The organism is Bradyrhizobium sp. CB82 (genome assembly GCF_029714405.1).
GTDB lineage: Bacteria > Pseudomonadota > Alphaproteobacteria > Rhizobiales > Xanthobacteraceae > Bradyrhizobium.
The window spans coordinates 8477970-8504185 of record NZ_CP121650.1 but is presented as its reverse complement, the minus strand read 5'-3'; the positions used below and the strand labels follow the sequence as shown (position 1 = coordinate 8504185).

Sequence of the window (26216 nt, the reverse complement as noted above, 5' to 3'; positions counted from 1 at the left end):
AGGCCGTGGTCTGACGATTCCGGACCGAGCAGCGGCCCAGATGTCGCTCAGACATATAGGCTATTACCGACTGTCCGCGTATATGCGGCCGTTCCAATCGACGGACGGAACACACAGGTTCGACGCTGGAACCACGTTCGATCAGATCGCGACTCTCTACTCCTTTGACCGCAAGCTTCGCGTTATCTTCCTCGACGCAATCGATCGCATCGAGGTCGCGATCCGCTCGGCCCTCACCGAGTCCCTTGGGATCAAGCATGACTCTCACTGGTTTCTGGATCCGAAGCATTTTGCTGCTTCGACGAACCATGCAGAGCTTCTGCAGAAGCTGAAGGACGAGATCGGACATTCCGATCCCGGAAGAGGGCCGTGCACATCGCTCACTACTATGAGAGCTACGACGTGCCCGACATGCCGCCGTCGTGGATGATCGTCGAAGCGATATCTTTCGGTAGCCTCGCGAACTTGGTCAGAAACCTCAACTTGGCGAATTCGAAGTCGGTCGCGTGGCTGATCGGACTTCAAGAGCCTGCACTGAAGTCATGGTGCCTTTCGCTCTCCTACTTGCGAAACCTCTGCGCGCATCACAGCCGCATCTGGAATCGCGTGTACACGCTGAAGCCCACGACGATCAGGCAGTACGATGACGACTTGAATCCGAACGACCGGACGTACGCCCAGGCAGTAAGCCTCAAGATCATGCTCAACAAATGCTCGGGACCATCGAACTGGGCTCAGAGGTTGAAGGACCTGATCGACGAGTTTCCCGACACTCCCATCGATAAGATGGGGTTTCCTCGAGATTGGAAGACGCGCGCGATCTGGAAAAGCTGATCTGATCGGGCGCGCATGGGGCCGAGGGCGGCGAAGTCCGTTTGGCCGTCCAAATCGGTTCTGCATGCTGCGGTCCACCAGCTCGGGGGTACCGCGGCGCACCGCTGCCGCGGGCGGCTTCGGCCGCGAGGATCCCTTGATACTTCGTCGGAAAGATCGGTTCGGTGTAGACAAGGGCAGCACGCAACACTTACCTTGCGCGAGGAGGCATTTCAATCAGAGGTTTATGCGTGCGTTACATTATTGCGATTTCGGGACCGGTTGCGGTCGGAAAGTCGGCCTTGGCCGACGAGCTGCTTCGTAGATTCAGTTCCCACCGGATTTCCACGCGAACGTTGTTGTTGGACGAGGGGTGTCCGAACGAACGCGATGCGCTGCTCGAGGCAAGCAAGCGGTTGGACGTGGACACCGACGGAAGATGGGTCCGCGACGGCATCGCTCGATATGTCGCCGAGCACGAAGGGAAGGACGTGATCCTGATTGATGCGGTCAGGACCGCCCCGCAGGTCGCGCACCTCCGCGAGACATACGGCGATCGGCTCGTCCACGTGCATGTCAGGGCACCGTTCGAGGTGGTCAAGAAGCGCTACGAAGACCGCGGTTCTGTCGCCGACACCGGCATGACGTACGACCAGGTCAGAGCTGATCCGACCGAAGCCGGCGTTTGGTCGCTGGATGCCACGGCCGACAGGGTGGTCGAAAATCGCGACCGCGAGCCTGCATCTCTGCTTGCTCTGGCCGTGGCGGGACTCGCGCTCTTCCCGGGTGCCGCCGTTCCGCTCGTCGACGCGATCGTGAGCGGCCAGTACGGTAGCGAAGGCAAGGGGCACATCTGCGCTCATATCGCTATGGAATACGGCATCCTGGTGCGGGTCGGCGGCCCCAATGCCGGCCACCAGGTCGCGGATCCCAGGTACAACTACAGACAGTTGCCGTCCGGCACCCGGTCCAATCCGGATGCGAAGATACTGATCGCGGCCGGTTCGACGATTTCGCCCACGCGCATTCTCCGCGAGATCGCCGAATGCGACGCGGCGCGTCGCATCGTCATCGACGAGCAGGCCATGGTGATAGAGGAGGCCGACGTCGCGTTCGAAAGCCGCGAGGGTGGTCTGGGAACGATCGGATCAACGAAACAGGGCGCCGGATCTGCGTTGGCGCGTAAGATATTGAATCGAAGTAAGGAGCCGATGTTGGGCGGCCCGGTTCGGTTGGCGAAACATCATCCCGACCTGTTGCCGTTCGTCGGCTCGGTCGGCCGGGAACTCGAGAAGGCGTATTCCTCGGGAACGCGCGTGATGCTCGAAGGCACCCAAGGCACCGGGCTCAGCATCCATCACGGACACTATCCGCACGTCACAGCGCGCGAGACCACTACGGCCGGCTGTCTGGCGGACGCCGGCATAGCTCCGTCGCGCGTGCGTCGCGTCGTCATGGTCATGAGACGATATCCGATCCGGGTCGGCGGCGAGTCGGGTCCGATGGGAATCGAGATCGATTTCGAAACCGTTTCCAGGCGGTCCGGCGTGCCTTTGGACGATATCCTGAAAACCGAAGTCGGATCCGTCTCGGGAAATCAGCGACGGATCGCCGAGTTCGACTGGGAGCAGCTTCGTCGTTCGTCGGTCCTCAACGGAGCGACCGACGTTGCATTGTCGTTCTCGGACTACATCAGCGTCGACAACCGCAAGGCCCAGTCCTTCGATCAGCTCACGGCCGAAACACACCGATTCATCGCTTCCGTCGAGGCGGTTGCGAACGCACCCGTGTCGCTGATATCGACGCGGTTCGCCAAGTTTGGCGTCATCGATCGAAGGGATTGGCGGTGACGGAAGAAGATCTGCTGAAGAACTATCCGCGTCTCTACCACATGGCGGAAGACGCCAGTTGGAAGTCGGTCGCCCGCCACGGTCTGTTGTCGACGACAGCGCTGCTCGACCTCTATGAACTCCAGGGCGAGGAACGGCGTAAGCTGGAATCCGAACGCCGACCGGAATCGGTCAAGATATCGCGGGACGGGTTGCCGGCGGCCGTGGTCCGCGACCAGAAGCCGATGACCCGCTCCGCGCTGGAGAAGTGCCTGACGGACGGCACGACGCCCGAAGAGTGGTTCGAAACGTTGAACGCGCGGGTGTTCTTCTGGCTCTCCAAGGATCGCCTTCAAGGGCTCCTCGGTGCACGGGCCTATCGCGACAAACCGCAGACCGTCATCACGCTGGATACGGAGAGCCTGGTCGCCGCGCATCGCGACGTCATCACGCTCAGTCCTATCAACAGCGGCGCCACGATCTACAATCCGGTCCCGAGGGGCCGCAGCACGTTCATGCCCATCGCCGACTTTCCCTTCGATGAGCGCCGCAAGAAGTTGAAGAAGCCGATCAAGGACGCGGTAGTCGAGTTGACCGTGATGGGCGGCGTGCCTGACATCGAAGCTCACGCTCTGGCGGCGCATCGCGTCTTCAAAGGCGAGAAGAAAGCGCTGTGGCGGCGCAAAGGCAGCGATCCGGCCGAGGGACCGTAGACGGCGACCTACGCCGCCGAGCTCTCGGTCAGACGAGCAGGGCGCCGATGCTTGCGCAGCAGATCGGCCACATGTGACGTCAAGCCGACCTCGCCGCAGATGCGGACGCCGACACCCGACGGCAGGCGATGCAGCAGACTGCGCAGTTCTTCCAGTCCGTTCGACACGTCGAACGTCTCCCAGCGGTCGGCTTCGCCCGGAACGAGCGTAGACGCTGCGCTGTCCGTGGCGCCCTTGTGAAGTTGGACGATCCAGACGCGCTTGCCGTCGTGGACCCACTCGAACCGCACCGGCCCGAGCCGCTCCTTCGTCCGGCGATAAATCGCCTCGACATCGCCCACGATGTTTCGGGGCAGGCGTTCCGGCACCTTCTGGCCGAGCATGAAGCGATCGCCTTCCCCCGCGGCACCTTCGACCACGACCTCACCACGCGCATCCGTGATGGCCGCGCCGGCGAAGGAAGCAGGAACTGCGGCCTGAGAGAGAATCGCCGAGATGGCTTCGCCGCTCGGGTCTTCCGCGTTGAGCAGGCGGAACGGATCGAGCCAGCCCTTGACGGTGGTGAATCTGCCGGGCTCCTGTTCGCGCGGGCATGTGCGCGTCCACACTTCCTTCGACGAGGTCGCTTCGCCGAACGTGAACGGCGCGATGCGCCGCGAAATGCAGGTCGTGCGGGGGGCAGGCAGGCCCATGACGTGGGCGATCAACAGACCGAATGTCTTGTCGCCGATCAATCGGCTGAAGCGGTTCGGCCATCTGACGGCCGCCATGGCGGGCGCGCTGTCCGATCCTTCGTATTCCCACATTAAGGTGTGCGTTCGCCGCCAGCCACGTGGCTTGGGATGAATGCTGAACTCGAGCCGCCCGCGACCGGCGTCGACCGTTTCCACCGGGATGCCGTACACCGTCTCGATCAGGGCGAGAGCCCAGTCCAGCGGGAGGGACGCCGTGCCGCCCTTTTCGACGCAGCGCGGCGTGTCGTCCGGGGCGAACTCGGCCACGCCGCCCTGGATTACGCCGGACACGCCGCCATCGGAGACGTCGACCGTCTCGTTCGCGATGACGAACAGACCCTCGGCCGACATGCGTCGGACCAGCGCCTCGACCTGCGTGAGATCGGAGAGCCCGTAATGGAAGTCGCGGCTTCTCGGACTGTCCGGCGTGAAGCTGCGAAGATTTATCGTCCCTTCGGGACTTTGCGCGATCAGGCTGCGGAGCGCGTCCGCCAACGTCGGGAACTTGTGGTTCGCGTCGAACCCGGCGACGCGGCAGAATTCCTGACGCGGTCGGTTCGCATCGGGGGAGAAGCTCACGAATTGCGCGACATTCCCGACCCGGGCGAGCTCGTCCAACGAAACGTCCTTACGCAATGACATCGACCCGGCCCTGTTACGCATCCTGCTTCGGCATAAAGGCGCAAACGGCCGCGCGCTCCAGCCGTTCCGAAGAAATATCACCGCCTTTCACCGGTACCTGGGATTGTCCCTTGACAATCCTCTCTCGCCGCAGGGTCTCGAACCGATCGAGCCACATCCGCTTCGCGGTTTCCGGTTGAAGGTGCCGGACCAAGATCGGGGCCGGCTGTATGGTCAACCCGGCGAGCCAGCCGTCCGTCCCCGGCGGCATAATCTGCCTTTGCTCGGCCGCGAGCACCCGCAGGTCGGCTTCCTTGATCTGAGGAGGAAGAGGGGGCGCGATGCCGAACCGCTTCAGGACGGCATCCTGGACCGCGGCTTCGATCCGCTTGAAGTCGGGAAGCATCTGCTTGAGCGGGCGCGTGATGTCGCCGATAAAGGCCTCGGCCGCATCGTGCAGGAGCGCTTCGAATTCGAATCCTTCGGCGACGTCGCTCACCAGCAGGCTGTGTTCGGCCACCGAGTAGAACCGGCTGCATTGGCCGGAATACCGGCAGATGTGCGCGAGTCCGTGGGCGATGTCTTCGGCCGTGAAGCCGCTGGTGTGCGGCGAGGCGAAATCGAACCATGCACCGCTATGGAGCATGATCGACGGTCCCACTTCGACCTTGACTGCGACCATCGCGCTTTTCTTCCAGGACATCGGACCCTATCAATATAATTCGGCGCGCAACGCAGCGCCATCGTCCGCAGCCTACAGCAATGCTTGTTGCATATAAAACAAAAATGTCGCAAATGGAGACGTTCTCCCCTCCTCTCGAAATGCGGTCTATGCCCCGAGGAAAGGTCGATCACTCCGCCGTCGAGCGGCTCCAGGAGTTTGCCGGCGAGCATCCTCAATGGAGCAGGAGGGAAGTCGCGCGCCGGCTGGACCTAAACCACTCGTTGGTCACCAGGGCTTTGGCCGGACACCCCGTGACTGATGCGAGCGCGAAGCTGATCGGGCAGGGTTTGGATCGTCTGGGGAGCGGCGACAGGCCGCCGATCGACGTTGCATTTGCAACAGAATTGTTGCATTTGCTTCAGCAGGCGCTGTCCTCCCTAGATCGTTCGCGGAAGACGAAAGGCCGAGGCCGCAGATCCTGAGGCTACGAAGCCGTGGAAGGCGATCGGTAAGCCGGGGCTCGATCGGGCTGCGCGAGGGCCCGGGCTAGGTCCGTCCGAGTTCGTCGACGCTGGCGGACGCCAATCCGGTGTAGGTCGCGGGCGTGAGGGCCAGGAGGCGAGCTTTCGCGTCGTCCCCGATGTCGAGACCGCGTACGAACTCCGCCAACTCGGCCGTGCCTACGCGACGACCGCGGGTCAGGTTCCTCAGCAGGGCGTATGGGTCGGCGATGCGCGAGCGACCGGCGACGATCTCGGCGCGGACGACCGTCTGAATCGCCTCCGCGAGCACCTCCCAATTCGCCTCGAGGTCGGCAGCGAGCACGTCCTCCGCGACGAAGATCTCGCCGAGCCCGCGCTGCAGGTTGTACAGGTCAAGCAGCGAGTGTCCGAACGTGACGCCGATATTGCGCTGCGTCGAGGAGTCGGAGGCGCGAGGTGACCAGCGTCTGCGCGAGCGTGCCGAACAGCGCGCCCGAAATCTCGAAGTTCGCCTCTGCGTTCTCGAAGCGGATGGGGTTGATCTTGTGCGGCATCGTCGACGATCCTGTCGCGCCGACGACGGCAATGAAGTAGCCCACGGAGATGTAGGTCCATACGTCGGTAGCGAGGTTGTGCAGGACGCCGCAGTAGATCCTGGCCCAGGTCGGGCTGCATCTCGGCTTGGCCGTCCCGGACTGGCCGTCACCAGACATCGCGGCTTTGTCGAAGCAAGCCGTCAAGCTGCTGGAGGGCGTGGACGAACTTGAATTGTCCGTGCGGTCGGCGAACTGCCTGACAAATGACGGGATCAACTACGTCGGAGAACTGGTGCAGAAGTCGGAAGCCGAGATGCTGCGCACGCCCAAATTTCTGGCGGAAGTCGCTGAACGAGATCAAGGAGCTTCTCGCAGCATTCGGCCTACATCTCGGCAGGACTTGGACCGCAGGCCCAGAGTGCTCGCGGCCCCATCGTCTCCTACGGAGCATACCGAAGAATCGCAGTAAACAGCGCGACCAGCGGACCTACGACTGCAACGAACAGACGAAACCCCGACTCAAGCAACGAGTCGAGCGTGGATTGCTTCTGTTCGTAACTCTTGGTCAGCTGAGCGATCGGAAATGCGCTTTGGTAGGCATCGTTGAATCGTCCATAGATCACTTCACCGGCAACCCACACGGTGCCGAAGCGGCTGATCAAGTTCATGAACCTTCGCTTCTGTAGCAAATTCTGCCGCACCGGTTCCGCGAACCTGTAAGCGACCACCGAGATTGACAGCCAGAAGAAGATAGAAGCGCACTCCTCCAAAAGCTTCCCCGCCCAAAATATAAGTGTTCGCGGCCAAGGTATCGGGGCAGGCGCGGAACCCGGGGTGAGCGCAGAACTCGGTGCGGCAATGGAAATTACGACCGTTGCAACGAGGAGAGCCGCCAACGCAATCGCGGCAACCGCAAGCGGAGTACGCCAATTCCCCGGGCGAAGCTCCGTCCGAACGTTCTCAAGATCGTTTCCGAGTGTCAGATTCACGTGCTGCAGAGAAAACAAGCTGCATGACTGGGACTTCAGCCAAAAGCATCAGCTGGAAGAGGTCGCCGAGGATCGACGATTTTACCGTCTTTCCGGGCTCGGGCTTCGAGAACGGCATCTCCGCGTGGATTTCAACCGTGCTCGCACGCGAGACCAGGATCACTCCATAGTCGTATTGCAGCAGGTTGGCCTCGAATGCCCGTTCGACCTCAAAATCGGCAACGGTCTGATCGAAAAGCCAGTACCGGTTGTTGATCGACACGATCTCCCGCCCTCTTTTGCCCTCTCGGAGGTCGCTTGCATTGTTCGTGTTCGCTACGGAAGAAACGTACAGGAAAGGGTAGGAGAAAGACGGGTCTTGTCTATCGGTTTTTCGAGCTGGTCCCCTGAGGTCGAGGACGAGGTCTGGATATGCTGTTTCAAATTTGGCCCAAAATGCGGCCGCTCGATTCGAGACTTGCCTATAGGTCTGATTCCATCGTCGCACATAGCGATTGGCGGCGAGGGGCTCGGGCGGGTCAGTGAATAGGCCCGGATATACTTCCTTGAACTTGTCCCGGTAAAATCGCGCAAGTTCCGAGACCTGCTCAAAGGGCTCCGACTCGTCGGCCACCTTCAGACAGCCGTAACCCGCCGCGGGGTCGGTCAGCTTGAAGAGGTCTACCGCTTGCAGCGCGTCGTGGGCCTGAACGGACCCAATTTTCAGCCAGAAGGCGATCGTGCCAACACCCGTCCCTGGGAAGAGCGAAAAGATTGCCTGGAAGCGGAGATTCCGAATCGTGAATTGCGGATACTTTTCAGGGTTTTTATAGAGATCGAATTTTTCGATCGTCACCTCGATGCTAAACTGAGCAACCTTGCGCCAGGCTGGCTGAGCCTTGTAGATGTTGTCTCTCGCAGCGACGAAATCCCCGACCCAGTCGGGCATTTCTGCTTCGGCGGTCTCTGCCCCGGCCTTCTCTCGTTCGGCCGTCTCTTTTTTCGGCTTTACGCGCTTGAAGGGCGGCTTACTCTCATAGCCCTCGAACTCATGAATGTTGGGGTCGTAGAAGAACGGCAGAAGCGCCGCCGCGAAGACCTCGCGGTACGGCAACGGTGAGTCCTGTTCGGGCTCACCCGTCTGCGTCAAGCCTGTGCTGCCTTCCGTGACGCCATACGCCTGGTGTCAGCGGTCGCCAGGAAGCCGGCGATCTCGCGCACAGGCAACTGCACGACAGCCGACTGCTCGGCTGATGACAGCTGCGTGAATTCCGGCATTGACCTGATTTCACTGGCGCAATCGTCGGGCGCCGTCAGCAGCAATTCTTTCGCTCTGGCGAGCACGCGCTCAAGTGGGCCGGTGGTCATGGTAAACGTTCCGTTTCAAAAGCCGTGTCGCGGCCGCTATTGGCGGGATCGATCGGCGGAATGTACATTGTTGTCGCGTAATTTACCCCATCCGCCGCCAGGCTCCAAGCACAAAGCGGAACGGTCAGGAATAGCGGCTCCGCGCCGCTCTCATCGAGGTCGCAAAAGGTGATGCGATGGTCAGCGGGATACTGTCCCAGCAGCCGGTCCATCAGCGGCGCCAACAGTGCAGGCGCCAACGCTCGCTCGCCGTTCGCGGTGGGCATTCGAAAGCTGCCAATTTGCGCGACGAGGGTCGGCCGCGACGGATCGATTGAGGCCGTTCCTTCGACCAACGGGTCCGCCGAGATGACTTGGAATCCGGCCGGCCCGACCACAAGTGGCAATCGCGCGATGACGGAATCGACGAAGGAAACACCGGGTACGACGCGCGTGCGCAGGCCGCTTGCCGCTGCGCCGGCCAACATCAAACGAACGGGCTCGTCGAGATACATCGGATGCCCGTAGGTCAAATACGCGATCGGCCGCTCCCTGGCCGCCTTTTCCAAAACATGGGCAGCGACATCGGCGTAGATCTTCGATCGCTCTTTCCCTGTTTCGTAGAGATGCTCGATGTTGACAAAGTCCAACCGGTTGCTTTCAAGAAACGACCGGAGATTAGGGCTTGGCAGCGTTGTGTATGAAACCACCTGACTCAAGATCGAGAGCGCTTCTATCGTGACGTCTCGCGCCGGCAAGATGCCGCATCCGATGAGGTAAAGATCGGCGGCTTCGATCAACGGATGGCCAGGCGGAGGTGGACAGCTTTGTATCACAGGCCCATTTTATCCCAGTTCCTTCACCATCCGCTACTCCCGCCCGGGAAAATTGGGAAGCGGGGAGCGTCTGGCCCAGCGCAACGGCTACCGCGACCGGGTCTGGGAGACCCGCGCCGGCACCGTCGAACTGCGCATTCCCAAGCTGCGCAAGGGCTCCTACTTCCCGGGCTTTCTGGAGCCGCGCCGCATGGCCGAGAAGGCGCTCACCGCCGTGGTCCAGGAGGCCTATGTGCAAGGCGTCTCGACCCGTTCGGTGGACGATCTGGTGCAGGCGATGGGGATGAGCGGCATCTCCAAGAGCCAGGTGAGCCGGCTGTGCGGCGAGATCGACGACAAAGTGAAGGCGTTCCTCGGCCGCCCGATCGAGGGCGACTGGCCGCATCTGTGGATCGACGCCACTTACGTAAAGGTGCGCCAGAATGGCCGCATCGTCTCGAGGTTGCGGTGATTGTCGCGGTCGGCGTCAACAGTGACGGCCGGCGCGAAGTTCTCGGCACGGATATTGGTCCCTCCGAAGCCGAGACGTTCTGGACGGCATTCCTGCGCAAGCTCGCCCGCCGCGGCCTGCGTGGCGTCAAGCTGGTCGTCTCCGACGCCCACGAGGGCATCAAGGCCGCCGTTAGCAAGGTGCTCAACGCCACCTGGCAGCGCTGCCGCGTCCACTTCATGCGCAACGCGCTGACGCATGCTGGCAAGAGCGGGCGGCGCGTCGTCTCCGCCTTCATCGCCACCGCCTTCGCCCAGGACGATGCCGAGGCAGCAAAGGCCCAGTGGCGCCGTGTTGCAGATCAGCTTCGTCCCAAGCTGCCCAAGTTCGCAGCCTTTCTGGACGAAGCCGAGACTGATGTGCTCGCCTACATGACGTTCCCGGCTCAGCACTACGGATTCGCTCGCGGCGCAACCGGGCGAGTCGCAGAGGCGGCCAGCTACTAACTCGAGCTCTCGGCTCATCGTGTGCATCGGCCTGCCCGCACTTCGTGCTCCCGGTGCCTCTGTCCCGATGGTCGTACCATACGCCACGAGGTAGAACACCGCGGCGGAACATTGGCACCGAGCATCTCATACCGGTTACCAACCCGATCGAGCGTCTCAATGGCGAGATCAAGCGGCGAACGGAGGTGGTCGGCATCTTCCCCAATGAGGACGCCATCGTGCGCCTGATCGGCGCGATCTTGCTCGAACAGAACGATGAATGGGCCGTCCAGCGTGCCCGCTACATGACTCTGCGACAGCCCGAGGCGATCCAGAGCGTTCCTGAATTGAGTTGCGGTCATCGGACCTCGGTCGTGGCCAAAGTGTACTTTTCAATACTGGCCAGCAGAATCTTAGTGCTGGCCTGCGTGGCGGCCAGCGATGCTGAGGGACGGTATTCGACTATGCGAAGGACTTGCGGCGCATCTTCCGTAACTGTCGCGCGGACATCAGCAGGAAGAGACGAGAGCACTCTTCGGCCTGATCTACTAGGTCGGCCGCCTCGATCTCGATAATCGGGTTGCCATCTTTCCCGATGGTGGTGTAGATCTGGCGGAGATTCTGGAAACCATCGCGCCGTTGAGCGATGATCCCACCGTCAGCCTTCCGGCTATCGCCAGCTGACCAGCCCGGCTCTCGCCGGCGAACGCGGTGCCCCACCGCCAGTTACACCATGCTCTGGGACACGATCCAGGGCCGGCGAGCCCGACGGCCGCAAATAGCGGGGCTGGACTGCAAAGCAACCGCTTCGCAGGCCCCCCGGCCGCATCTTGCGAATGTTGGTCTCCTGCCCTATTTAGCGGGCCGGCTCTGGTATCAACCAGCGTCAGGAGAAAGGAGGTGCAGCATGTGGCTTCTGATTAAGAAGTTCATAGACTCCTCCCGAAAAAGCCTGTTTACCGTTCTGGTCGGCAGAGAGAACCGTATCGCATAAGCAACCCGTGTGAGACAGGCTGCCTCCCCGCAGGAGTGAGCGTGCAGACGCAGGGGATAAAGGCGCGATAGAAAGTCCTGATCTGCATAAGGGCAAAGAAAAACCCCGGCACTCGTGTCGGGGTTTTTCATTTGCGGCCTTACGAAAGCGTGGTGCCAGTACTCGGCCATTCGCCGGGCATCTGAGCACGAGATACCGCGACACTCAAGCGGCCTCACGGTTATTGTATATGTGCCTCCTCAACGACGGCGAGCAAAGCAAAAGTGCTGTCGAGGACGGCACTGCGTCCGCGTTGCGGCAGCCCTCGTGCATCTCGGCACACGACCCTGCGAATGTCGACGGCGCCATACCGGGTTGTGAACGGTGCAATAGCGGCGTCGCGATCGGCGATATCCGCGACGCGCATCGGGAGTACGTGGCTTTTCCATATTTTGACCTCCGTTTAGAACCGGCCAGAGCAGCGACCGGCGTTATCGGGGTCATAGACGGTCTATCGGTCGGTCTGCCCCGCTCGGCGACCATTTTTTTGCGCGCGTCTAATTGCGTCGGAGATGGCCGTCCGTCCTAGTCGGTATTTCCTGCCGATCTTGCGCTTTAGAGCCGTATCACTGAGTTTCCCGCCCCTCTCGGCTTCAAACTGGCGGGCGATTTTCAAATCGCGGTCGCGCGTGCTTTGAGCTTTCTTGAGGCCTCCGCGCCTGGCGCCTTCGACAGATTGATTGCGAGCAACGATGGATGGTTCGTTATCGACCACCGTCCAGGCGTGATAGTTCGCCGCAAGCGCGGTGAGTTCGTACATCGCTTCATAGGCTAGAAGCTTCACACGCTCGCAATCGATTTCGCCAACCAGCCTTTCTAGGGCTCGTTTCGCACTGAGTGTATTGTCCAGCATCTCCGATGCGAGCAAGACGCGATCGAGTTGGTCCGAATTCCTCATCGTGGGGTTCTGTCGCCAGTTTTCCTCGGCCCCTTCTGCACGTGCGATCTCTTCAAAAGTGGCGAGATTTCTGCGGCACAATTCGAGCCAGTTCGGGCCGAATGTGATGACCTGCTCACCCTGGCTTCCGGCGGTCGTAATGAACGACATAAGCGGGTTTTGTGCAGCATCTTGGAAACCCTTCCACCCTTCCCCGGTCAGGAGGTTGAAGGTCGGACCTTGCTCTGTTCGGCTTGTCATCAGGCCCCTCGGGCTCGACCGCGTCTTAGACATTATGCTGCCTCCTCATCAGCTCGGCGTCATCAGAGCGTGAATTCAGCTTCCAGACGTTGGAGGACGAGTATAGTGGCGCCGCTCGCAAAAATCGAATCTTCCTTGGCCTCTATGGTTTTGGTCGTCGCAAGAGAGGGATCGAGTGGAACGTCGCGCCACTCACGTCAGCAATGGCGAGAACGCTGTTTTTGTTTATCTTCCTCAGCGCCCCAACCTCGCGGACTAATTGAGGGTGCTCTGGTCCCTCGCCAGAACAGCGCATAGACCAGACGACCGGGGCGTCGCTTCGCTCTGTTGCTGCACTGAGCGGATATCACAGTTGTAGCCCGGCTCATGATATATGCGCGGCGTGATGACTATGCCTGTGATCTCGACAATCCCCCCCGATGTCATCGCTCGACCAATCGCCTAGGTGGCTTTCGGCGATTAGGCGACCTGCACGGCCCCCACGGCGGTAAGTGTAAAGATCAGCGGGAGCGGACGTCTCATTGATTCGGACCTGTTGTCGCTTAAACTCTGCGGGCTTGCAGCCATATTCCTCGTGCGGGCGCATTTGCAGCTCAGATATTCCGACGTGCACTTCTCGCGGCCCGGCAAGCCGACCGACAACGCGTTCATTGAGGCCTTCAACGGCCGCTTCCGGGCCGAATGCCTCAACGCCCACTGGTTCCTGTCCCTTGCGGACGCCCAGCAAAAAGTGGAGACTTGGCGCAGATACTACAATGAAGAATAACTCCATGGGTCGATCGGCAATCGACCGCCGATTTTGCTGCACACCCACGTCGGCGCAACCAGCCCGCCAACGTGACAGAGGCGCAAAACTCTAGGTCTGAGTGGTCCAAACTTCGGTCTCGCCGCAGGCCAATTAGGCTACAGACGAGCTGCTCTCGCGCATGGCTCAATAGTCAAACGATAGACGACAAGAGCTCCGTCCCCGTTGAAAGTCTCCAAAACTTCTTCGCCGGCCGGACAGAGATATTCGCCTTTGGTGCTAGGCAGGGAGTCAAGTTCGAGCCGCTGAAAGCCAGCACCACAGTCACTGCATGTTACGGCGCTGTTCTTCATGCAATGCTCCCAGAAGTTCGAGCTCTAATATATTGCATAATTGAAACCGTTGAGATCTTTGAGTGTGTTTTGGTGCCTTCATCACGTAGTGGCGGTCGCGGTGCGTCGAAACAATGCGCTTTGTTACGAAAAAAGATGAAAAGCTGCGTGCTGACCTAGCTAGTTAGTGTGCAGGGCGAGGGTTGAAGTTCGTTCACGAGCCTTCGCAATGTTGCCTCTTCCCGAACGCTGCTGCACTCCAGCGAGCGCATTACGCGCAAGGAGTGGGGAAGGAGCCGGCCTTGCGAATACTCCGACGGATTAGATGAAGTCGCTGGCTCGCGAGAAGATATTCTGGCTCCCGTCACTTCGACCAGAATCCGCTTCGCTTGATCGACCATACGAAGTTGTCGCTGAGAATGTAGGCAAAGAGCAGCGCCGAAGCGCGCTGCGCTTCTAGCGATCATCCGATCAAAAGTTGGCGTCCCGCTAACATTGGTAACCCAGTTTAGTGCCGCGTTGTGGTATCCGGCGGTGCATTAGAGAGAGGAACCGATGGTTGGGAACGATATCCGCTTCAGCGCCGGCGCTCTTGTCATTTCCGGGGGGCTGTTCGCGATCTACCGGGCCCTTCGCCCGTTCTCCGACGAGAGGTCATTGCTGGGGGGCGCGGCGTTCGGATCAGCGGCATGGTTGGCTTCGCACATGCTTGCCATTGCTGCGTTTAGCTTGTTGCCGCTGGGTTTGCTCGGGCTGCAACGCTCTCTTCGCGGCACTTCGGCTGAACGCCTGCTCTTGTCGCCATCGTCCTGAGCCTGATCGGCGCGGGGTTTACGCTGCCGTTCTATGGCGGCGAAACCTATGGTCTTCACGCGCTGGGCCAGGAAGCGCGGCGGCTACACAATGACGCTCTGCTGGGCCTAGTAGAGGTCATCCGCTCCGGCCCCGGTCTTGTCATGTTTCTTGCCGGTTTGCTGCTCCTCGCCGCCTCTGCTATTGCGACTGGAACGGCGCTTTGGCGCTCCTGTCGCTACCCGAAGCCGTGCGGCATTCCCTTCGCCGTCGGAATGTCCTTGGTACATTCCGCAATTTTTCGGCTCGCAGCACCTCCGCGTTGCACATGGACTGCTGGTCGCAGTCGGCTGCGTATGGATGACCGCCTGTCTTTTGCGGCGAGGGAAGGTGGACCAAGATCAGGAATCTGTCGGAAGTGGCGCGGCAATGATCTGACCGTCTACAGGGAGGAAAACGATACGCCTTCGCCGGAGCTGAGCGTCTTCCCATTGATGCCCATTGATACCTTGCGCGAAAGAGCACAGGCACAAACTGAATTCACATCGATGATGATTTTCGCGAAGCTAACAATCTCCTCATCACATTCATGAAGTCCTATATTAGAACAAGCATCGTTCGGTTGACGTTTTTCCGATCGCTCGGTCGATTGTCGACTGCTGAGCCTTTGCGTGGGGCCAAGAATGACACTATTCGAGACGGTGAGCCCCTCGAAAAACGGGGCGCTTTCGCGAACATCGCTGCTCGTCGCTGTTTGTCTCATTTGATCCCGCCATCCGATTTGTTGGCATCTTGTATATCTTCGTACCGGAAGAACAAACGTTCGTGGCGACTTATCGGAATAAGAAGGTAATATTACGCGGATGGCACGCAAACTCTGGCGGATGGCTTATCGCTTTCACCGCAGGCGCAAGTCGGACTCAGTTGGGCCTTACGGCGACGACCGCGCCATCTCGCTCGCTAGGGGGCGCTCACAGCGGGACGGCGCAAAGGCTTTACTAGCACAAGAATCGCGGGCCGTTCTCTCGATCGATAAGCAATTCGCACGGCATCGTTATGCGGCGGAACGTCCCTTCGGAATGGCTTACTGAGAAGAGGACCGAGAAGATCAAGCGCGGCAGAGTTGTCGCCATGCGCAGTCCCCAAACCATTGCAGGGCCGGTTATCTTAAGAGTCATTTCGGCAAGCTCTACCGGCAGGATATCACGTGCTCGCCTTTTTTCGGACGATGCAGAGTGAAGGCAGGTTAGAAACACGTGACCGAGTCCACAGTATCGGTGAACAAGTCTGCGACTACGCCGACCTCGACGGCGATGGCTACAATCCGTTCCGTGCCTGCAAGAAGCAACTCGCTCCCAACGTCTCGACACCACGGCCCGGCGTCACTGACCCGCAGGATGTGGTTCGTCTTTTCAGGCTAATCATGCCGCCAGATTTGGCGACGTGGTCGGTGATGCCCTTCGGTTCGATGCATTTACTATTCCTCGCCCGGCATGATTAACGAGATGGAATGGACCGAAATCGATTGGGATGCCAACCGCTGGACCATCCGGGCGGCGAAGATGAAAGCCGGATGGGACCATGTGATCCCGCTGTGGCGCCAAGCTCTCGCAATCCTGCGGCGCGTGCAACAGATCAATGGTCATCGGCGCTACGTGTTCGCTTGCGCCAAAGACGCGCCGTCGTCTAACGCGACCCTCTGTCATCGGTTGCGCGCTCTCGGCATCGACACTAAGACCGAACATTGCGCCCATGGCTTCCGCACGACGTTCTCAACCCTTTGCCATCATGAGGAATTCAACGAAGCGAAGGCATGGGACAGTGATGTCATCGAATTACAGCTGGCGCATCTCGATAGTTGCTCGGTAAGGGCGATTTACAGGCGGCACGGGCCGCTGGCATTGATCGGCTCGCGCGCCAGGCTGATGCAGCATTGGGCTGACCGGGTCGATGGCTTTGCAGATCCAAAAAAGATCGAGTCGTTCGCACAACCCGACGGTACAGGAGGCGCGGTTCGCGGGCGGTGGCTTGTTCGTCTAACGGTATGAATCCTCGGGCAGGCACTCCGGAGGGGTGTCGCCGGATCTAGGACATCACGACTTTCTCTGATGGCATCATCCGGAGAGAGGCCCGGCGGCGGATAAGGCGGGAAATGGCGAGGGCACGCTCGCGGGCAAGGGGGGCGCCGCGATCCCGCATCCAGCCATGTTCGTCGCATTGGCGGATGGCTTCGGCTTTCTGCAGGACCGCAGCATCCAGCCGGTCCGTGAAATCCGGATGCAGTTCGTTCATCCTGCGCTTGTAGGGCAGGAGCTGATCATCGGGTTTCCAGCGGTCGTCGAAGTAGTGTCATGCAAGAATGTGGACAACGTCGCGTTGCAAGGCACCGAGAGCAAGCTGGTCATCGATGCGGACGCCCTGATACTGGGTGCGATCGATCAAATCCGAATGTCGTACCGGAAAAGCGCTTTTTGAACGCCGCTTCAAGTCCGGCAGCCCCGCGCGCCCCGGCGCGAGTTCGATTGTGACGATCAGCGCGATCGCGTCTTCCGCGGGCGGCGACTCGGCCGGCGGGCGTCGAAAATCGCCAGGATCGCATCGCCGGTCACCTGGACCACCGTGCCGCCCGGCTGATCGGGGAGCGTCGGCTGACTCGCTTTCTCCGACAAGATGGCGTCGAGCGCGGCTTGGACGGCGGTCGCGACCAACTGCCGCTGCGCTTCCGGCAGCTGCCGGACGTTTTCGGCCTCCGGATCATCCAGGTAGCAGTTGCCCTCGATCTTGTCTGTTGTTCGGGCATCCCTGAATGGGCCGAGCTCTCTATCGCAGACGTGGTTGATCAGCACGGTGCTAGGCGGCAGACAGTGGTGGTCGAGGAGTCGCTTCGGTTCCACTCGGGAGGCGATAGGCGGATTGGATCGACGCTTGGATTTCTTCATGTAGGGGACCTCAATAGTCACGGGCCTGGCCGCGGCTGGCCTCGATGTGTTTCTGGTTGTCCGTATCGTCCATGGCCGCCTCTCTTTAGATTTCGATGACGAGGTTCTGGTTGAAGTTCTCGTTGTCCCAGGTGCGCGGCTGGCCAGGCCACGGGCCGTAGCCCTTCGCGTTCGAGACCACCCGCGTCTCCCCGACCAATAAGTCGAGGGATTCGTGGGTGTGGCCGTAGATCCAGAGGTTCGGCGGTCGCAGCGCGCCCCGTCCGTCGTCGGGTGCCAGCGACATCAGCGCGGTGAGGTCGGAGCGGTACGCCGCGCTCAGGATCTCGTCCGAGGTCAGCGGGTCTGACGGGGCCAGATCGCCCGGATGCGGCGCGTGATGCGTCACCACCACCAGCTTCTCGTCGCTGCCGCGCGGCTTGCGGAGCTCGGTTTCCAGGAACGCGCGCGAATGCTGATGCTTGGCGAGGGCGTGGATCGGCCGGAAGCGCTCGACATACCGGGAGGTCCGGATCTTCCGAAAGTCGTTCATCTTGCGGGCGGCGACGGCCATCGCGCGCCGCGGATCGCCGAGCAAGGCGAAATCGGTCCACAGCGTGCAGCACACGAAGGTCACGCCGTCGATCCGGACAGCCTCGTTCTCTAGCGCGTGCACATTGGTTCCGGCGGCCGCGGCCTTGGCCTTCTCGTGCGTGCGATCGACGTCGCCCCCGTAGGCTTCATGGTTGCCCATGACGTAGATGACGGGCCGGTCTGGCACGCGCTCCAACAACCACCGAACGCCGCGTTCGGCCCTCGTGACCAGGTCGCCTGCTACGACAAAGACGTCGAAATGTGGACGCGCCTCTCCGGACGGCAGGTCCCATCCGTGCGTCAGTTCGACGTGTACGTCGGACATGGTCCAAATGCGCACGGCGCTACTCCTCGATCCCGACGGAGGCAGGGTCGACCGACAGGAAGAAGTCAGTCTCCCGGTCGTACCGGCGGCAGGTGACGTGGCTCTTGCCGTCTACGAAGTGCCGTACGATGTGCATATTGTCGAAGCCGACGCGGGGCCCGACCGCCGGGCGTCCCTCCGCCTGCGCCGCGCAGCGGGCCGTCAGCCAGGCGCCGCCGTGGAGGCGGCCTTCATCGCCGCAGATCTTGCGGTCACGGCGCTGCGCATCTCGGCCAGCACGATGGCTTCCTTGATCTGAACATCTGTCGCCGGCGAAAACCTCGCCGGTCCAGTAGAGCTGAAGTCTCCCGTACTTTTCCTTGATCTGGCTGAACTTGAAAGGGCCGCCGTCGGCCTGGACCGCGATCCGGATCCGAACGAACAGCCTGTCGAGCACGGCGTGCCAGCCCGCGTCGCATTCGACGAAGCCCTGGGCCGCCCCTAGGTAGTCGGCCGGTTGCTGGAAGAGGGCGGGGTAGGTCTCGATCAGCTCGACCCTAAAGCTCCGAACCGCGCTCGACATACCAACCTCAACCGAACAAAACGAGAACATTCAGATCAGGAAGCCAAGCTGAAGTCAAGCGCTTTAGCCTCGCCTTCTTATATAAAAAGGTGTGGCTTCTTATATAAGAAGGCGTCCCCGAAGGTTTGGTGAGTGGCCGGTGGCGCTTATGGTTCGGAGCGCACCTCGCGCAACGGATGTTGGATGGTCGGCAAAAAGAAGGCGCCGAAACGAGGCAAAAGGACCCCGATTGGGCATCGGGTTACGTTCATCGCGATGATGGACAAGGACGTCATCGCGGACATCAAGCAAGTCGCCATCGACGAACATCGGGCTGCCTGGGACGTGATGGAGCAGGCGGCCCGAGAGTTCCTGAAGCGGAAGAAATCAAGGAGAACACCCTGAAACTCCTCCGTTTATTCTTGCGGTTGCGCGTCCATAACGGTTCAATCGGCCGGCTGAAGGACCGATAGATGAAGCTGTTTGGCTATCTTCCGGAGACCCTTTTCAGGCCCTTATCGGGGCCGAAGAAGCACGTCTATGCCCGGCTTCTAATGCGCCTCTACGAGAGAATCTACTCCGCTCGCATCCTTGAGACGCCGCTCAGGGAAGAGGTCGTGAAGCAGATCGAGATCGGGCTCTCCGAGTTCGGGATCGGATCGATGCGCGATCTTTCCGAAGGCGATCCCGAGGAGGACCAGACCACAAGCCAGGCCCACTACCTCGCCTACTACCGATTGCGTGATACCGGCTGGCTCACGGAAGAGACCGAGAAATGGCGCACCTACGTCGACATGAACCCGGACGCGTTCATGGTCCTAGGTGCGATCACGGACTTCGGCAACAGCCGTGTGCGTGTCGCCGGCGCGGTTGTCGACGTCAAAAATAACCTGGAGGCCGCGTACCGGGAGCCGGAAACGATGGCCCAGGGACTCGCCAACGCGCACGACACTGCTTTGCGGTTCGCCCGCAGCATGCGCCGCATCCTCGCCGGCATGCATGAGATTGAGGACGGCATTCTGGGCAATCCGAACGCGGCGGCCATCCTTCGCACGTTCTTCCAGGACTTCGTCGACGGGTTGCTGATCGCCGACTACAAGCAGCTCAAGACGTCCAACAATCCGTACCGTCATCGCCGCACGATCGCTTCTTTGGCGGGCGACATGCTCGCGGACGCCGAGTGCCTCGGCAAGATCGCACGCGCCTACATCGAGCAGGCTGTCATGGCCGCGGGCGCCACGATTGCCACGGCCGAGGAACGCGTCATCGCGGAGCTCGAGAAGATCAAGAGCGTGTTCGAGGACGTCGGACCGTTCATGGACAAGATCGAGGACTTTCGGGATCGGCTCGAACGCCGCATCCGAACCACCGTGCACTATATGGACGTCATGGGAGAGGGCTCAGCCGAGCGGATCGTCCGGTTGATCGAGCAGCTCTCGAAGATCGGCGGCGACCAGGTCGAGATCCGTCTGAGATCGCCGGATGTCGGTCTGCCAGTCACATCGCTTGCGCTGTACACGCCGGCGCCGCCGAAGGCGCCGCCCGAGCGGACGCGCTTCAAAGTGCCGAAGCAGGATCCCTATCTGCGCGCCTACGTCCAGGCCACGACCGAGTTCGATCGGATGGTGCGCGTGTCCGATCAGAAGCTGCTCGAGTTCGCTCGCAGGCAGATGCAAGGCCGCGATGCCGTGTCATCCGCAGAGATCGAGATCGAGAGCATTCCAGATCTCTTCGCGTACCGCGCCTTGCCAAACCTGGCTGCGGTCGGTCGCTCCGTGCGGTTGGGCGAATTCACGATCAAGCTCGAGGAGGGGCGCACAGCCAACGACTGGATTGACGTGACCGCCTTCCGAATCGAGAGAGTGAGGACCTCGGCCGATGCTGCGTGATCTTTCCAAACTGATCGACGACGAGGACTCCGAGGGCGGCGACGGCGACCGGCTGCAGAAGGAGCTGCGCCAGGCCGCGCAGTCGCTCTGGCGCACCCAGTTCATCTACGAAAACGACTGGGGCATGAAGACGTCGTACGAGCTACTCCGTCGCTACATGAGCTACTTCGAGAACCTGTTCGATGCGCTCGGTTACCGCGTCGTGGGCAGGCCAAACGACGGCTATGTCGGCCTGGTGGCGAACGAGCTACCTCCCCGTCAGAGCATGAAGCTCGATGAGAGCCTGCTCCTGCTGGTGTTGCGGCTCCACTACGAGGAGGCGTTCACGCGGTTCGAGGCCAAGGAATTTGGTGAGGTGGAGGTCGAGAGCGAGCAGATCCTGCAGATCTACGAGGACCGGACCCATCGCGAACGGCCCAACTTCGGGCGGGTCAAGGAAATCCTGGCGGGCTTTAAGCAGCGTGGACTCGTGAGGATCGAGGATCGAGACGACAGGAACTTCACCCTGTTCCTACGTCCCGCTTTGCCGATCGTCGTCTCCAAGGACACGCTCGGCTCGCTCGAAGAGTTCGTCTCGCGCTCGACCGCGGCGACGGCAAGGACCGAAGCCGCGAGCGAGGTGCAGGCGTGATCGAACTGCGTCGCATCATCCTCGTCGACTGGTACCTGTTCCGGGCGCAGCAGGTCGATATGCGCGGCATGACCGCGATCATAGGCCCGAACGGGGCGGGAAAATCGGCGATCATCGACGCTGTACAGACCGTGCTCTCCGGCGCAAGCATGGCCAGCATCCGCTTCAATCCGAGCGCCCAGAGCAACGTTAGGAGCAAGCGGACGCTGCGCGACTACTGCCTCGGCGTGGTCTCGCTCGACGAGAAAGGCGAGCGGTCCGAGCCGACGCGGCAGCATTCCTACACCTACATCATCCTGGTCTTCGAGAATCTGGAAGACGGCGCGGAGGTAAGCCTGGGCGTGGCTTTTTCGGCATCGGCATCGAGAAGCGACGAGTCCTGCGAGGCACGCTTCATCGCCAAGGGAGCGCTGACCAAAGACGACATCCTCGCTGTCGTCGGCGACGACGAGGTCGAAACGTTGCAGTGGCATGCCGTGCGCAACGCTCTGCGCGCTCGCAAAATCGAAGTGGACGACGCGTTCTCGAGCGCAACCGACTTCGTGGCTGAATCGCTCAGGGCCTTGTCGCCGGCGGGGTTTCCGCTCGATCCCAGGCGCTTCCAAAAGGCTTTCCGGAATGCCCTGCTGCTGAAGCCGGTCGACAATCCTACGGAATTCGTCCGGAACTACGTTCTGGACGTTCAGCCCATCCAGGTCGATAGGCTTCGGCGTGGTATCGAGCATTGGCGTTCTCTGACGCGCCGCATTGAGGAATTGAAGGCCCAAAGCGCGAGCCTTGCCGGGATCTTGCGGATTGTCGGCCGTGCAGTCGAAAACGAGCGGGTTATCGCAATCACTAGCTGGCAGATCGCCCGTCTGGAATGGGAGAAGTTTCGGCGGGAGACCAGACGGCAGGAAGAGGCTCTCGCGAAGCTCCGGAGCACGGCAGGTAAGGCCGAAGTCGAGGCGACCGCGGCCGCGGCTAGGCACGCCAGGCTCGACGCCGAGCACAAGACTATCGAGCTATCGATCAGGACCAGCGACGCCGAGCAGCTTGCCCAGATGTACGAGTCGGACAAGACCGCAACTCTGAGCCAGCGTGCCAACGCCATGGTGCCGATCAAGGACATCGATGGTCTCGTCGCGTCGATTAAGAAGGCCGTCGAACTCAATCTGCTGGTCCGTCGCGACGACCTGCTGCACGCGCTGCTGAGCGCGGTCGTCGTCGCGCGGGGCAGGGCGCCGCTTTCCGAGTGGGACAAGACGCTTCCGGAGGGATGGAGGGACAGCGCCTCTCATCTCGACGCCGCTCTTGTCGCCGTCGACCAGGAGCGACTTTCTGCGGTCCGCAAGGCGTTCTCGGATGTCCATTTCAATGCCCGCGTCGCGACCAAGGATCTCCAGGATCGTATCGATCAGATCGACAGCAATCTCAGGCGAATGGAGCAGGGGCTGAGCCCCATCGAGCGTGGGACCCGGGATTTGATCGATCAGCTTCGTTCGCATGGCATCGAAGCCGAACCCTTGTGCGACTTGGTGGAAATCCGCGACGATAGGTGGCGGATGGCGGCCGAAGCCGTCCTGGGTCGCTCCCGTGAGGCGCTGATCGTCGAGCCCGGTCGTGCCGTCCGCGCCCTGGAGATCTACCGGGAGGGCGGGGAATATTCATTCCAACGCGCCGAGGTCATCAACACGACCAAGACCGACAGCACGCGAGCGGCCGAAAAGGGTTCGCTGGCGCTGATCATCAGCACGGAAAACCGGCATGTGCGCGCCTTCCTGAACTATCGGCTCGGCCGGCTGATGATGGTGGAGACCATGGACAGGATGGTCGCCGCCGAGAACGCCATCACGCCCGACCGCATGATGCAGGGCGGTCGGACGGTCCGGCGGCTTCCTAAGCCGGAGTACCTAAAGCTCGGACGCGCCACGCAGACCCAGATGCGTCAGCAACTTCAGGCCGAGCGGCAAGAGCTCACGCTGCAGCTCGCCGAACGGGCTCGCGAAGTTGGACGGCTGGAAGAAGAGGCGCGGCTGTTCGAGGACATGTTCGCCCGCTTCCAGAAGTTGATCGAAGCTGGTCTGACCTGCGTCGGCAGCGGCGAGGTCCTTTCTGCTTTCGATCGCAAGCTCGCCGAGATCGGAAAGAACATCGAGGACGCCAAGCGGAACCGCGATCCCAAGCTCGTCGCCGATCTGGAGCGCCTCGCCGGCGAAGTCGAGACGGCCGGCCGTAGGAAGTCGGAGACGCAGAAGGCCTTTGATAATGCGAAAAGCGCTCGAGACAAGGCCGACGGAGCGCACGAGGACTACCTGAAAAACAACCGCGAAGCCTTGTCGGCGGCGCGGCGCGACCGCGCGCGCCAGATGCGGGATACCTTTCCACAATCACCGGCCATGCGTGAGTACCAGGGGCAGGTCCCGGCGATCGCCACCGAATCCATACAGAATCTCATCGCCGGCTTTGTCGCGGATCGGGATCGCCGCTCGACGGATCGCCGCTCGAGTCTCATGCGCGAAATGACTGGTGCGATGAACAAGCACGGTCAGGAATTCCATGTTGTGCCGCCCTTCACCGCGGAAGAAGCGACGCCGTCGGCCGTCGAGCAGTGGGCCGCGGCGGAAAAGGAGCGCCTCGACGCGCACGAACTGGTCCAGTATGAGGAGCAGTGCCGGAACGCCGCGACCGAGATGACCTCGGCATTCCGGGATGATCTCCTCCATCGCCTCGACGACGCCTTCACCGGCATCAAGGCCACCCTGAAAGAGCTCAACCGCCACTTGGAGGATCGTCAGTTCCACGGTCGGGACTACTACTCATTCAAGGCGCTGGAAGCCCCGACCCATGTCGACATGATCGAGCTCGTCGAGGAGTCCCGCAAGCTGGAATTCAATCTGCCGCTTTTCGAAGATCGCAGCGAGGACGCCAATTCGCCCATGATGCGGGCCGTGCGCCAGATCGAGGAGATCCTGGCGAATCCCGAGGCTCGGACCGAGGAAATCGAGGATCCGCGCAAGTATTTCAACTTCGAACTCTACATCCAGGATGCCGAAGGCAAAATCCGATCGTCGCTGACGAGCCGCGCGGGCACGGGATCCGGTGGTGAAGGCCAGTTGCCGTTCTACATCGCCATTGGTGCCTCGTTGGCCGCCACGTACCAGAACCGGCGCACCGGCGAGAGCGGACTGTCACTTGCCATCTTCGACGAGGCCTTCAACCGCCTGGATACCAAGGCCATCGGCCAGTGTTCGGAATTCATGCGTGATCTCGGCCTCCAGGTCATGCTGGCTACCCCCGACGAAAAGCGCCATGTGTTCATGGAAGTGGTCGACACTGTCGTGAACGTGAACAGGCTGGGCAACCAGGTGATGATCGACACCGAATTCCTGACGGAGAAGGCCCGCGACGCCATCGTTGCCATCGATCCATACCGCAAGGGCTTCGACGTGTTCAAATCCGAGCTGATCGCTGCCGAGAAGGCTGAAGCTGTCCCGCGGGACCAGGCTGCGGAATGAGCGACGTTCGTACGACGGATCCGGGCGTCGAATTCCTCGAGCGGCTGCTGGAGCGGAGCGAGCGCAACCCTGATCGCTCACGACCGGCAACCGCAGCCCCGGAGTACGACAGGCTCTCGACCGCGCAGCTGGTGAGCCGTTTTCACGATCTGATGGCCGCAGCGGAGAGGTTCGGCGCCGTTGAGGTGCAGCGGGGCAAGAGGGAGCGGGGCCACCTGATCGAGCGGGTCCGCGTTCGCGATCCTGAGCTGCTCGCCAGGCATCTCGGACGTCCGACTGCGCCGGCGACCGCTCAACGCGTCAGACAGGACTTGCTTCCGGTCGCAGCGGCCGGAGAACCGTGGGTCGTAACCCTATTGGACGAGATGACCGCTAAGTGGTCTCGCGGCGAGACCGCCTATCGCCTAACAGCCGCTCAGGCCGATGCCGCCACGGAGTTCTTCACGCTGCTAGCGTCCATCTCGCGAGAGGAGGCTCGCGGACTGGACGCGCGCACCTTCTCTCTCAAGGCAACGGACGATACGAAGACCTTCGATCGCCACGCATCGAGGCTTGCCGCCGTCATCGCCGTTCGGATCGGCCAGCCTGGCGCGGCGGCCGACGTGGTCTGGACGCACATCGGGCTGGAGCGTTTCAGTCATCCTGTTCATATGAGGGGGCCTATTGCCGTGGAGGGGGGGATCGGTCGTCTGATCGATGGCCGTGCCAAGCCGTTCGCCTCAGTCCATCCGGAGATGCTCTCGCAGCTGTCGATTTTGGAGCGGCCGACCGCCATCCTGACAATCGAGAACTACGCGAGCTTCAATCGGCAGGTTCGCGAGATCGAGGACGGCAGCCTGGTCGTGTACACCGGCGGCTTCCCGACGGCGGGGGTCATCGAGCTTCTAGCTAAGGTTCTGAGGCTCCTGCCGGCCGAGCTGCCGTTCCTTCACTGGGGTGATGTGGACGCCGGCGGCCTGCGGATCTTCAGGAATCTTGAGCAAAATCTGCCCCGCGGGCCTCGTCCTCACTTGATGACCAGGGAGCTGGCCGAGCGAGCGGGCCAGCCGGCAGATGCGGATCCGAGTCTCGTCTCGATCGCAAAATCCGACAGTGCAATCCGTGAGCTTGCGGAGTGGTTGGCGTTCGGATCTGACGTGCGTCACCTGGAGCAGGAGGCGCTGGAGCCGGCGCCGCCCTCAATTAACTGGCTTTCACCATCGTGGTGATCCATCGTCATCCGTGCCCGTTCGCCCAGTCCAGGGCCATATCACACGCTAAACCGGCCGCGGTAGCAGCTCGCGAAACCGGAAAAGGAATGAAGTAGGAATCGCCGCAGGCGAA

Annotated in this window: 25 protein-coding genes and 4 pseudogenes; 16 read left to right on the top strand and 13 right to left on the bottom strand. The window is 61.2% G+C overall.

Annotation, left to right across the window (positions count from 1 at the left end; all coding sequences use genetic code 11):
* Nucleotides 1–369: 369 nt before the first annotated feature.
* The 3 genes from QA640_RS40325 to QA640_RS40315 all read left to right on the top strand — a co-directional run bounded on the left by QA640_RS40325 (nt 370) and on the right by QA640_RS40315 (nt 3355).
* Nucleotides 370–834, top strand: a complete 465-nt coding sequence (locus QA640_RS40325; protein ID WP_283038158.1) for an Abi family protein — start codon at nt 370–372, stop codon at nt 832–834.
* Nucleotides 835–1064: 230 nt separating this feature from the next.
* Nucleotides 1065–2663: an adenylosuccinate synthetase gene (locus QA640_RS40320; protein WP_283038157.1), complete on the top strand. Its 1599-nt coding sequence runs from the start codon at nt 1065–1067 to the stop codon at nt 2661–2663.
* Nucleotides 2660–3355, top strand: a complete 696-nt coding sequence (locus QA640_RS40315; protein WP_283038156.1) for a hypothetical protein — start codon at nt 2660–2662, stop codon at nt 3353–3355. The genes QA640_RS40320 and QA640_RS40315 overlap by 4 nt, the downstream gene beginning before the upstream one ends.
* 8 nt (nt 3356–3363) lie before the next feature.
* On the opposite strand, the gene QA640_RS40310 is transcribed toward QA640_RS40315, so the two are convergent.
* The 4 genes from QA640_RS40310 to QA640_RS40295 all read right to left on the bottom strand — a co-directional run bounded on the left by QA640_RS40310 (nt 3364) and on the right by QA640_RS40295 (nt 6569).
* Complete coding sequence (locus QA640_RS40310) at nt 3364–4707, bottom strand: hypothetical protein (RefSeq protein ID WP_283038155.1); 1344 nt, start codon at nt 4705–4707, stop codon at nt 3364–3366.
* Nucleotides 4708–4744: 37 nt separating this feature from the next.
* Nucleotides 4745–5413, bottom strand: coding sequence for a hypothetical protein (locus QA640_RS40305; RefSeq protein ID WP_283038154.1), 669 nt, complete (start codon nt 5411–5413; stop codon nt 4745–4747).
* 507 nt (nt 5414–5920) lie between these two features.
* Complete coding sequence (locus tag QA640_RS40300; protein WP_283043037.1) at nt 5921–6247, bottom strand: hypothetical protein; 327 nt, start codon at nt 6245–6247, stop codon at nt 5921–5923.
* Between the two features lies 1 nt (nt 6248).
* Complete coding sequence (locus QA640_RS40295) at nt 6249–6569, bottom strand: lyase family protein (RefSeq protein ID WP_283038153.1); 321 nt, start codon at nt 6567–6569, stop codon at nt 6249–6251.
* Nucleotides 6570–6597: 28 nt separating this feature from the next.
* On the opposite strand from QA640_RS40295, the pseudogene QA640_RS40290 reads away from it, so the two are divergent.
* Nucleotides 6598–6787, top strand: a pseudogene (locus QA640_RS40290) (DNA-directed RNA polymerase subunit alpha C-terminal domain-containing protein); the annotation flags it as partial.
* A gap of 45 nt (nt 6788–6832) precedes the next feature.
* Here QA640_RS40290 and QA640_RS40285 read toward each other — a convergent pair.
* The 4 genes from QA640_RS40285 to QA640_RS40270 form a co-directional block, all read right to left on the bottom strand.
* Nucleotides 6833–7060 carry a hypothetical protein gene (locus QA640_RS40285; protein WP_283043138.1) on the bottom strand — a complete coding sequence of 76 codons (228 nt, stop codon included), beginning with the start codon at nt 7058–7060 and terminating at the stop codon, nt 6833–6835.
* A gap of 292 nt (nt 7061–7352) precedes the next feature.
* A complete protein-coding gene (locus QA640_RS40280; RefSeq protein WP_283038152.1) occupies nt 7353–8510 on the bottom strand; it encodes a hypothetical protein in 1158 nt (385 codons plus the stop codon).
* A complete protein-coding gene (locus tag QA640_RS40275; protein WP_283038151.1) occupies nt 8507–8728 on the bottom strand; it encodes a hypothetical protein in 222 nt (73 codons plus the stop codon). The genes QA640_RS40280 and QA640_RS40275 overlap by 4 nt, the downstream gene beginning before the upstream one ends.
* A complete protein-coding gene (locus QA640_RS40270; RefSeq protein WP_283038150.1) occupies nt 8725–9507 on the bottom strand; it encodes an SAM-dependent methyltransferase in 783 nt (260 codons plus the stop codon). Before QA640_RS40270 ends, QA640_RS40275 begins: the two co-directional genes overlap by 4 nt.
* Nucleotides 9508–9607: 100 nt before the next feature.
* Here QA640_RS40270 and QA640_RS40265 point away from each other — a divergent pair.
* A pseudogene (locus tag QA640_RS40265) lies at nt 9608–10425 on the top strand (IS256 family transposase); the annotation flags it as partial.
* A 191-nt stretch (nt 10426–10616) separates the two neighbouring features.
* Nucleotides 10617–10772 (top strand): annotated as a pseudogene (locus QA640_RS40260) (transposase); the annotation flags it as partial.
* A 1170-nt stretch (nt 10773–11942) separates the two neighbouring features.
* Here QA640_RS40260 and QA640_RS40255 read toward each other — a convergent pair.
* Nucleotides 11943–12629 carry a hypothetical protein gene (locus tag QA640_RS40255; protein WP_283038149.1) on the bottom strand — a complete coding sequence of 229 codons (687 nt, stop codon included), beginning with the start codon at nt 12627–12629 and terminating at the stop codon, nt 11943–11945.
* 607 nt (nt 12630–13236) lie between these two features.
* Between QA640_RS40255 and QA640_RS40250 the strand changes: the two are divergent.
* Together QA640_RS40250 and QA640_RS40245 are read left to right on the top strand one after the other, a co-directional pair.
* Nucleotides 13237–13470, top strand: a pseudogene (locus QA640_RS40250) (transposase); the annotation flags it as partial.
* Nucleotides 13471–14261: 791 nt separating this feature from the next.
* On the top strand, nt 14262–14519 hold the full coding sequence (locus tag QA640_RS40245; protein ID WP_283038148.1) for a hypothetical protein: 258 nt from the start codon (nt 14262–14264) through the stop codon (nt 14517–14519).
* A gap of 421 nt (nt 14520–14940) precedes the next feature.
* On the opposite strand, the gene QA640_RS40240 is transcribed toward QA640_RS40245, so the two are convergent.
* Nucleotides 14941–15261, bottom strand: coding sequence for a hypothetical protein (locus QA640_RS40240; RefSeq protein ID WP_283038147.1), 321 nt, complete (start codon nt 15259–15261; stop codon nt 14941–14943).
* A gap of 444 nt (nt 15262–15705) precedes the next feature.
* Between QA640_RS40240 and QA640_RS40235 the strand changes: the two genes are divergently transcribed.
* The 3 genes from QA640_RS40235 to QA640_RS40220 all read left to right on the top strand — a co-directional run bounded on the left by QA640_RS40235 (nt 15706) and on the right by QA640_RS40220 (nt 16973).
* Nucleotides 15706–15999 (top strand): hypothetical protein, encoded by a 294-nt coding sequence (locus QA640_RS40235; protein ID WP_283038146.1) that lies wholly within the window; start codon nt 15706–15708, stop codon nt 15997–15999.
* Between the two features lie 4 nt (nt 16000–16003).
* Nucleotides 16004–16546, top strand: a complete 543-nt coding sequence (locus QA640_RS40230) for a tyrosine-type recombinase/integrase (protein WP_283038145.1) — start codon at nt 16004–16006, stop codon at nt 16544–16546.
* Nucleotides 16547–16703: 157 nt separating this feature from the next.
* Nucleotides 16704–16973: a hypothetical protein gene (locus QA640_RS40220; protein ID WP_283043137.1), complete on the top strand. Its 270-nt coding sequence runs from the start codon at nt 16704–16706 to the stop codon at nt 16971–16973.
* A 56-nt stretch (nt 16974–17029) separates the two neighbouring features.
* Here QA640_RS40220 and QA640_RS40215 read toward each other — a convergent pair whose 3' ends face one another.
* The 3 genes from QA640_RS40215 to QA640_RS40205 form a co-directional block, all read right to left on the bottom strand.
* Nucleotides 17030–17344, bottom strand: a complete 315-nt coding sequence (locus QA640_RS40215; RefSeq protein WP_283038144.1) for a hypothetical protein — start codon at nt 17342–17344, stop codon at nt 17030–17032.
* Between the two features lie 178 nt (nt 17345–17522).
* The gene (locus tag QA640_RS40210) at nt 17523–18350 is read right to left on the bottom strand and encodes a metallophosphoesterase (protein WP_283038143.1); all 828 of its coding nucleotides are present in this window, start codon (nt 18348–18350) and stop codon (nt 17523–17525) included.
* Between the two features lie 4 nt (nt 18351–18354).
* Nucleotides 18355–18897, bottom strand: coding sequence for a hypothetical protein (locus tag QA640_RS40205; protein WP_283038142.1), 543 nt, complete (start codon nt 18895–18897; stop codon nt 18355–18357).
* A gap of 183 nt (nt 18898–19080) precedes the next feature.
* Here QA640_RS40205 and QA640_RS40200 point away from each other — a divergent pair, with 183 nt between their 5' ends.
* The 5 genes from QA640_RS40200 (at nt 19081) to QA640_RS40180 (ending at nt 26101) form a co-directional block, all read left to right on the top strand.
* Nucleotides 19081–19281, top strand: a complete 201-nt coding sequence (locus QA640_RS40200) for a hypothetical protein (RefSeq protein WP_283038141.1) — start codon at nt 19081–19083, stop codon at nt 19279–19281.
* Between the two features lie 68 nt (nt 19282–19349).
* Nucleotides 19350–20765 (top strand): Wadjet anti-phage system protein JetA family protein, encoded by a 1416-nt coding sequence (locus QA640_RS40195; RefSeq protein WP_283038140.1) that lies wholly within the window; start codon nt 19350–19352, stop codon nt 20763–20765.
* The gene (locus tag QA640_RS40190; RefSeq protein ID WP_283038139.1) at nt 20755–21396 is read left to right on the top strand and encodes a DUF4194 domain-containing protein; all 642 of its coding nucleotides are present in this window, start codon (nt 20755–20757) and stop codon (nt 21394–21396) included. Before QA640_RS40195 ends, QA640_RS40190 begins: the two co-directional genes overlap by 11 nt.
* The gene (locus QA640_RS40185; RefSeq protein ID WP_283038138.1) at nt 21393–24893 is read left to right on the top strand and encodes an SbcC/MukB-like Walker B domain-containing protein; all 3501 of its coding nucleotides are present in this window, start codon (nt 21393–21395) and stop codon (nt 24891–24893) included. Before QA640_RS40190 ends, QA640_RS40185 begins: the two co-directional genes overlap by 4 nt.
* Complete coding sequence (locus QA640_RS40180) at nt 24890–26101, top strand: Wadjet anti-phage system protein JetD domain-containing protein (RefSeq protein WP_283038137.1); 1212 nt, start codon at nt 24890–24892, stop codon at nt 26099–26101. Before QA640_RS40185 ends, QA640_RS40180 begins: the two co-directional genes overlap by 4 nt.
* Nucleotides 26102–26216: the final 115 nt, after the last annotated feature.

What these genes read in the sequence shown, in the direction of transcription:
- QA640_RS40240 (WP_283038147.1), bottom strand. Translation starts at nt 15,261, where the DNA reads ATGAGACAAACAGCGACGAGCAGCGATGTTCGCGAAAGCGCCCCGTTT.
- QA640_RS40220 (WP_283043137.1), top strand. Translation starts at nt 16,704, where the DNA reads ATGTTCGTCGCATTGGCGGATGGCTTCGGCTTTCTGCAGGACCGCAGC.
- QA640_RS40195 (WP_283038140.1), top strand. Translation starts at nt 19,350, where the DNA reads ATGAAGCTGTTTGGCTATCTTCCGGAGACCCTTTTCAGGCCCTTATCG.
- QA640_RS40285 (WP_283043138.1), bottom strand. Translation starts at nt 7,060, where the DNA reads ATGAACTTGATCAGCCGCTTCGGCACCGTGTGGGTTGCCGGTGAAGTG.
- QA640_RS40255 (WP_283038149.1), bottom strand. Translation starts at nt 12,629, where the DNA reads ATGACAAGCCGAACAGAGCAAGGTCCGACCTTCAACCTCCTGACCGGG.
- QA640_RS40305 (WP_283038154.1), bottom strand. Translation starts at nt 5,413, where the DNA reads ATGTCCTGGAAGAAAAGCGCGATGGTCGCAGTCAAGGTCGAAGTGGGA.
- QA640_RS40200 (WP_283038141.1), top strand. Translation starts at nt 19,081, where the DNA reads ATGGTCGGCAAAAAGAAGGCGCCGAAACGAGGCAAAAGGACCCCGATT.
- QA640_RS40180 (WP_283038137.1), top strand. Translation starts at nt 24,890, where the DNA reads ATGAGCGACGTTCGTACGACGGATCCGGGCGTCGAATTCCTCGAGCGG.
- QA640_RS40205 (WP_283038142.1), bottom strand. Translation starts at nt 18,897, where the DNA reads ATGTCGAGCGCGGTTCGGAGCTTTAGGGTCGAGCTGATCGAGACCTAC.
- QA640_RS40295 (WP_283038153.1), bottom strand. Translation starts at nt 6,569, where the DNA reads ATGTCTGGTGACGGCCAGTCCGGGACGGCCAAGCCGAGATGCAGCCCG.
- QA640_RS40275 (WP_283038151.1), bottom strand. Translation starts at nt 8,728, where the DNA reads ATGACCACCGGCCCACTTGAGCGCGTGCTCGCCAGAGCGAAAGAATTG.
- QA640_RS40245 (WP_283038148.1), top strand. Translation starts at nt 14,262, where the DNA reads ATGGTTGGGAACGATATCCGCTTCAGCGCCGGCGCTCTTGTCATTTCC.
- QA640_RS40230 (WP_283038145.1), top strand. Translation starts at nt 16,004, where the DNA reads ATGGAATGGACCGAAATCGATTGGGATGCCAACCGCTGGACCATCCGG.
- QA640_RS40190 (WP_283038139.1), top strand. Translation starts at nt 20,755, where the DNA reads ATGCTGCGTGATCTTTCCAAACTGATCGACGACGAGGACTCCGAGGGC.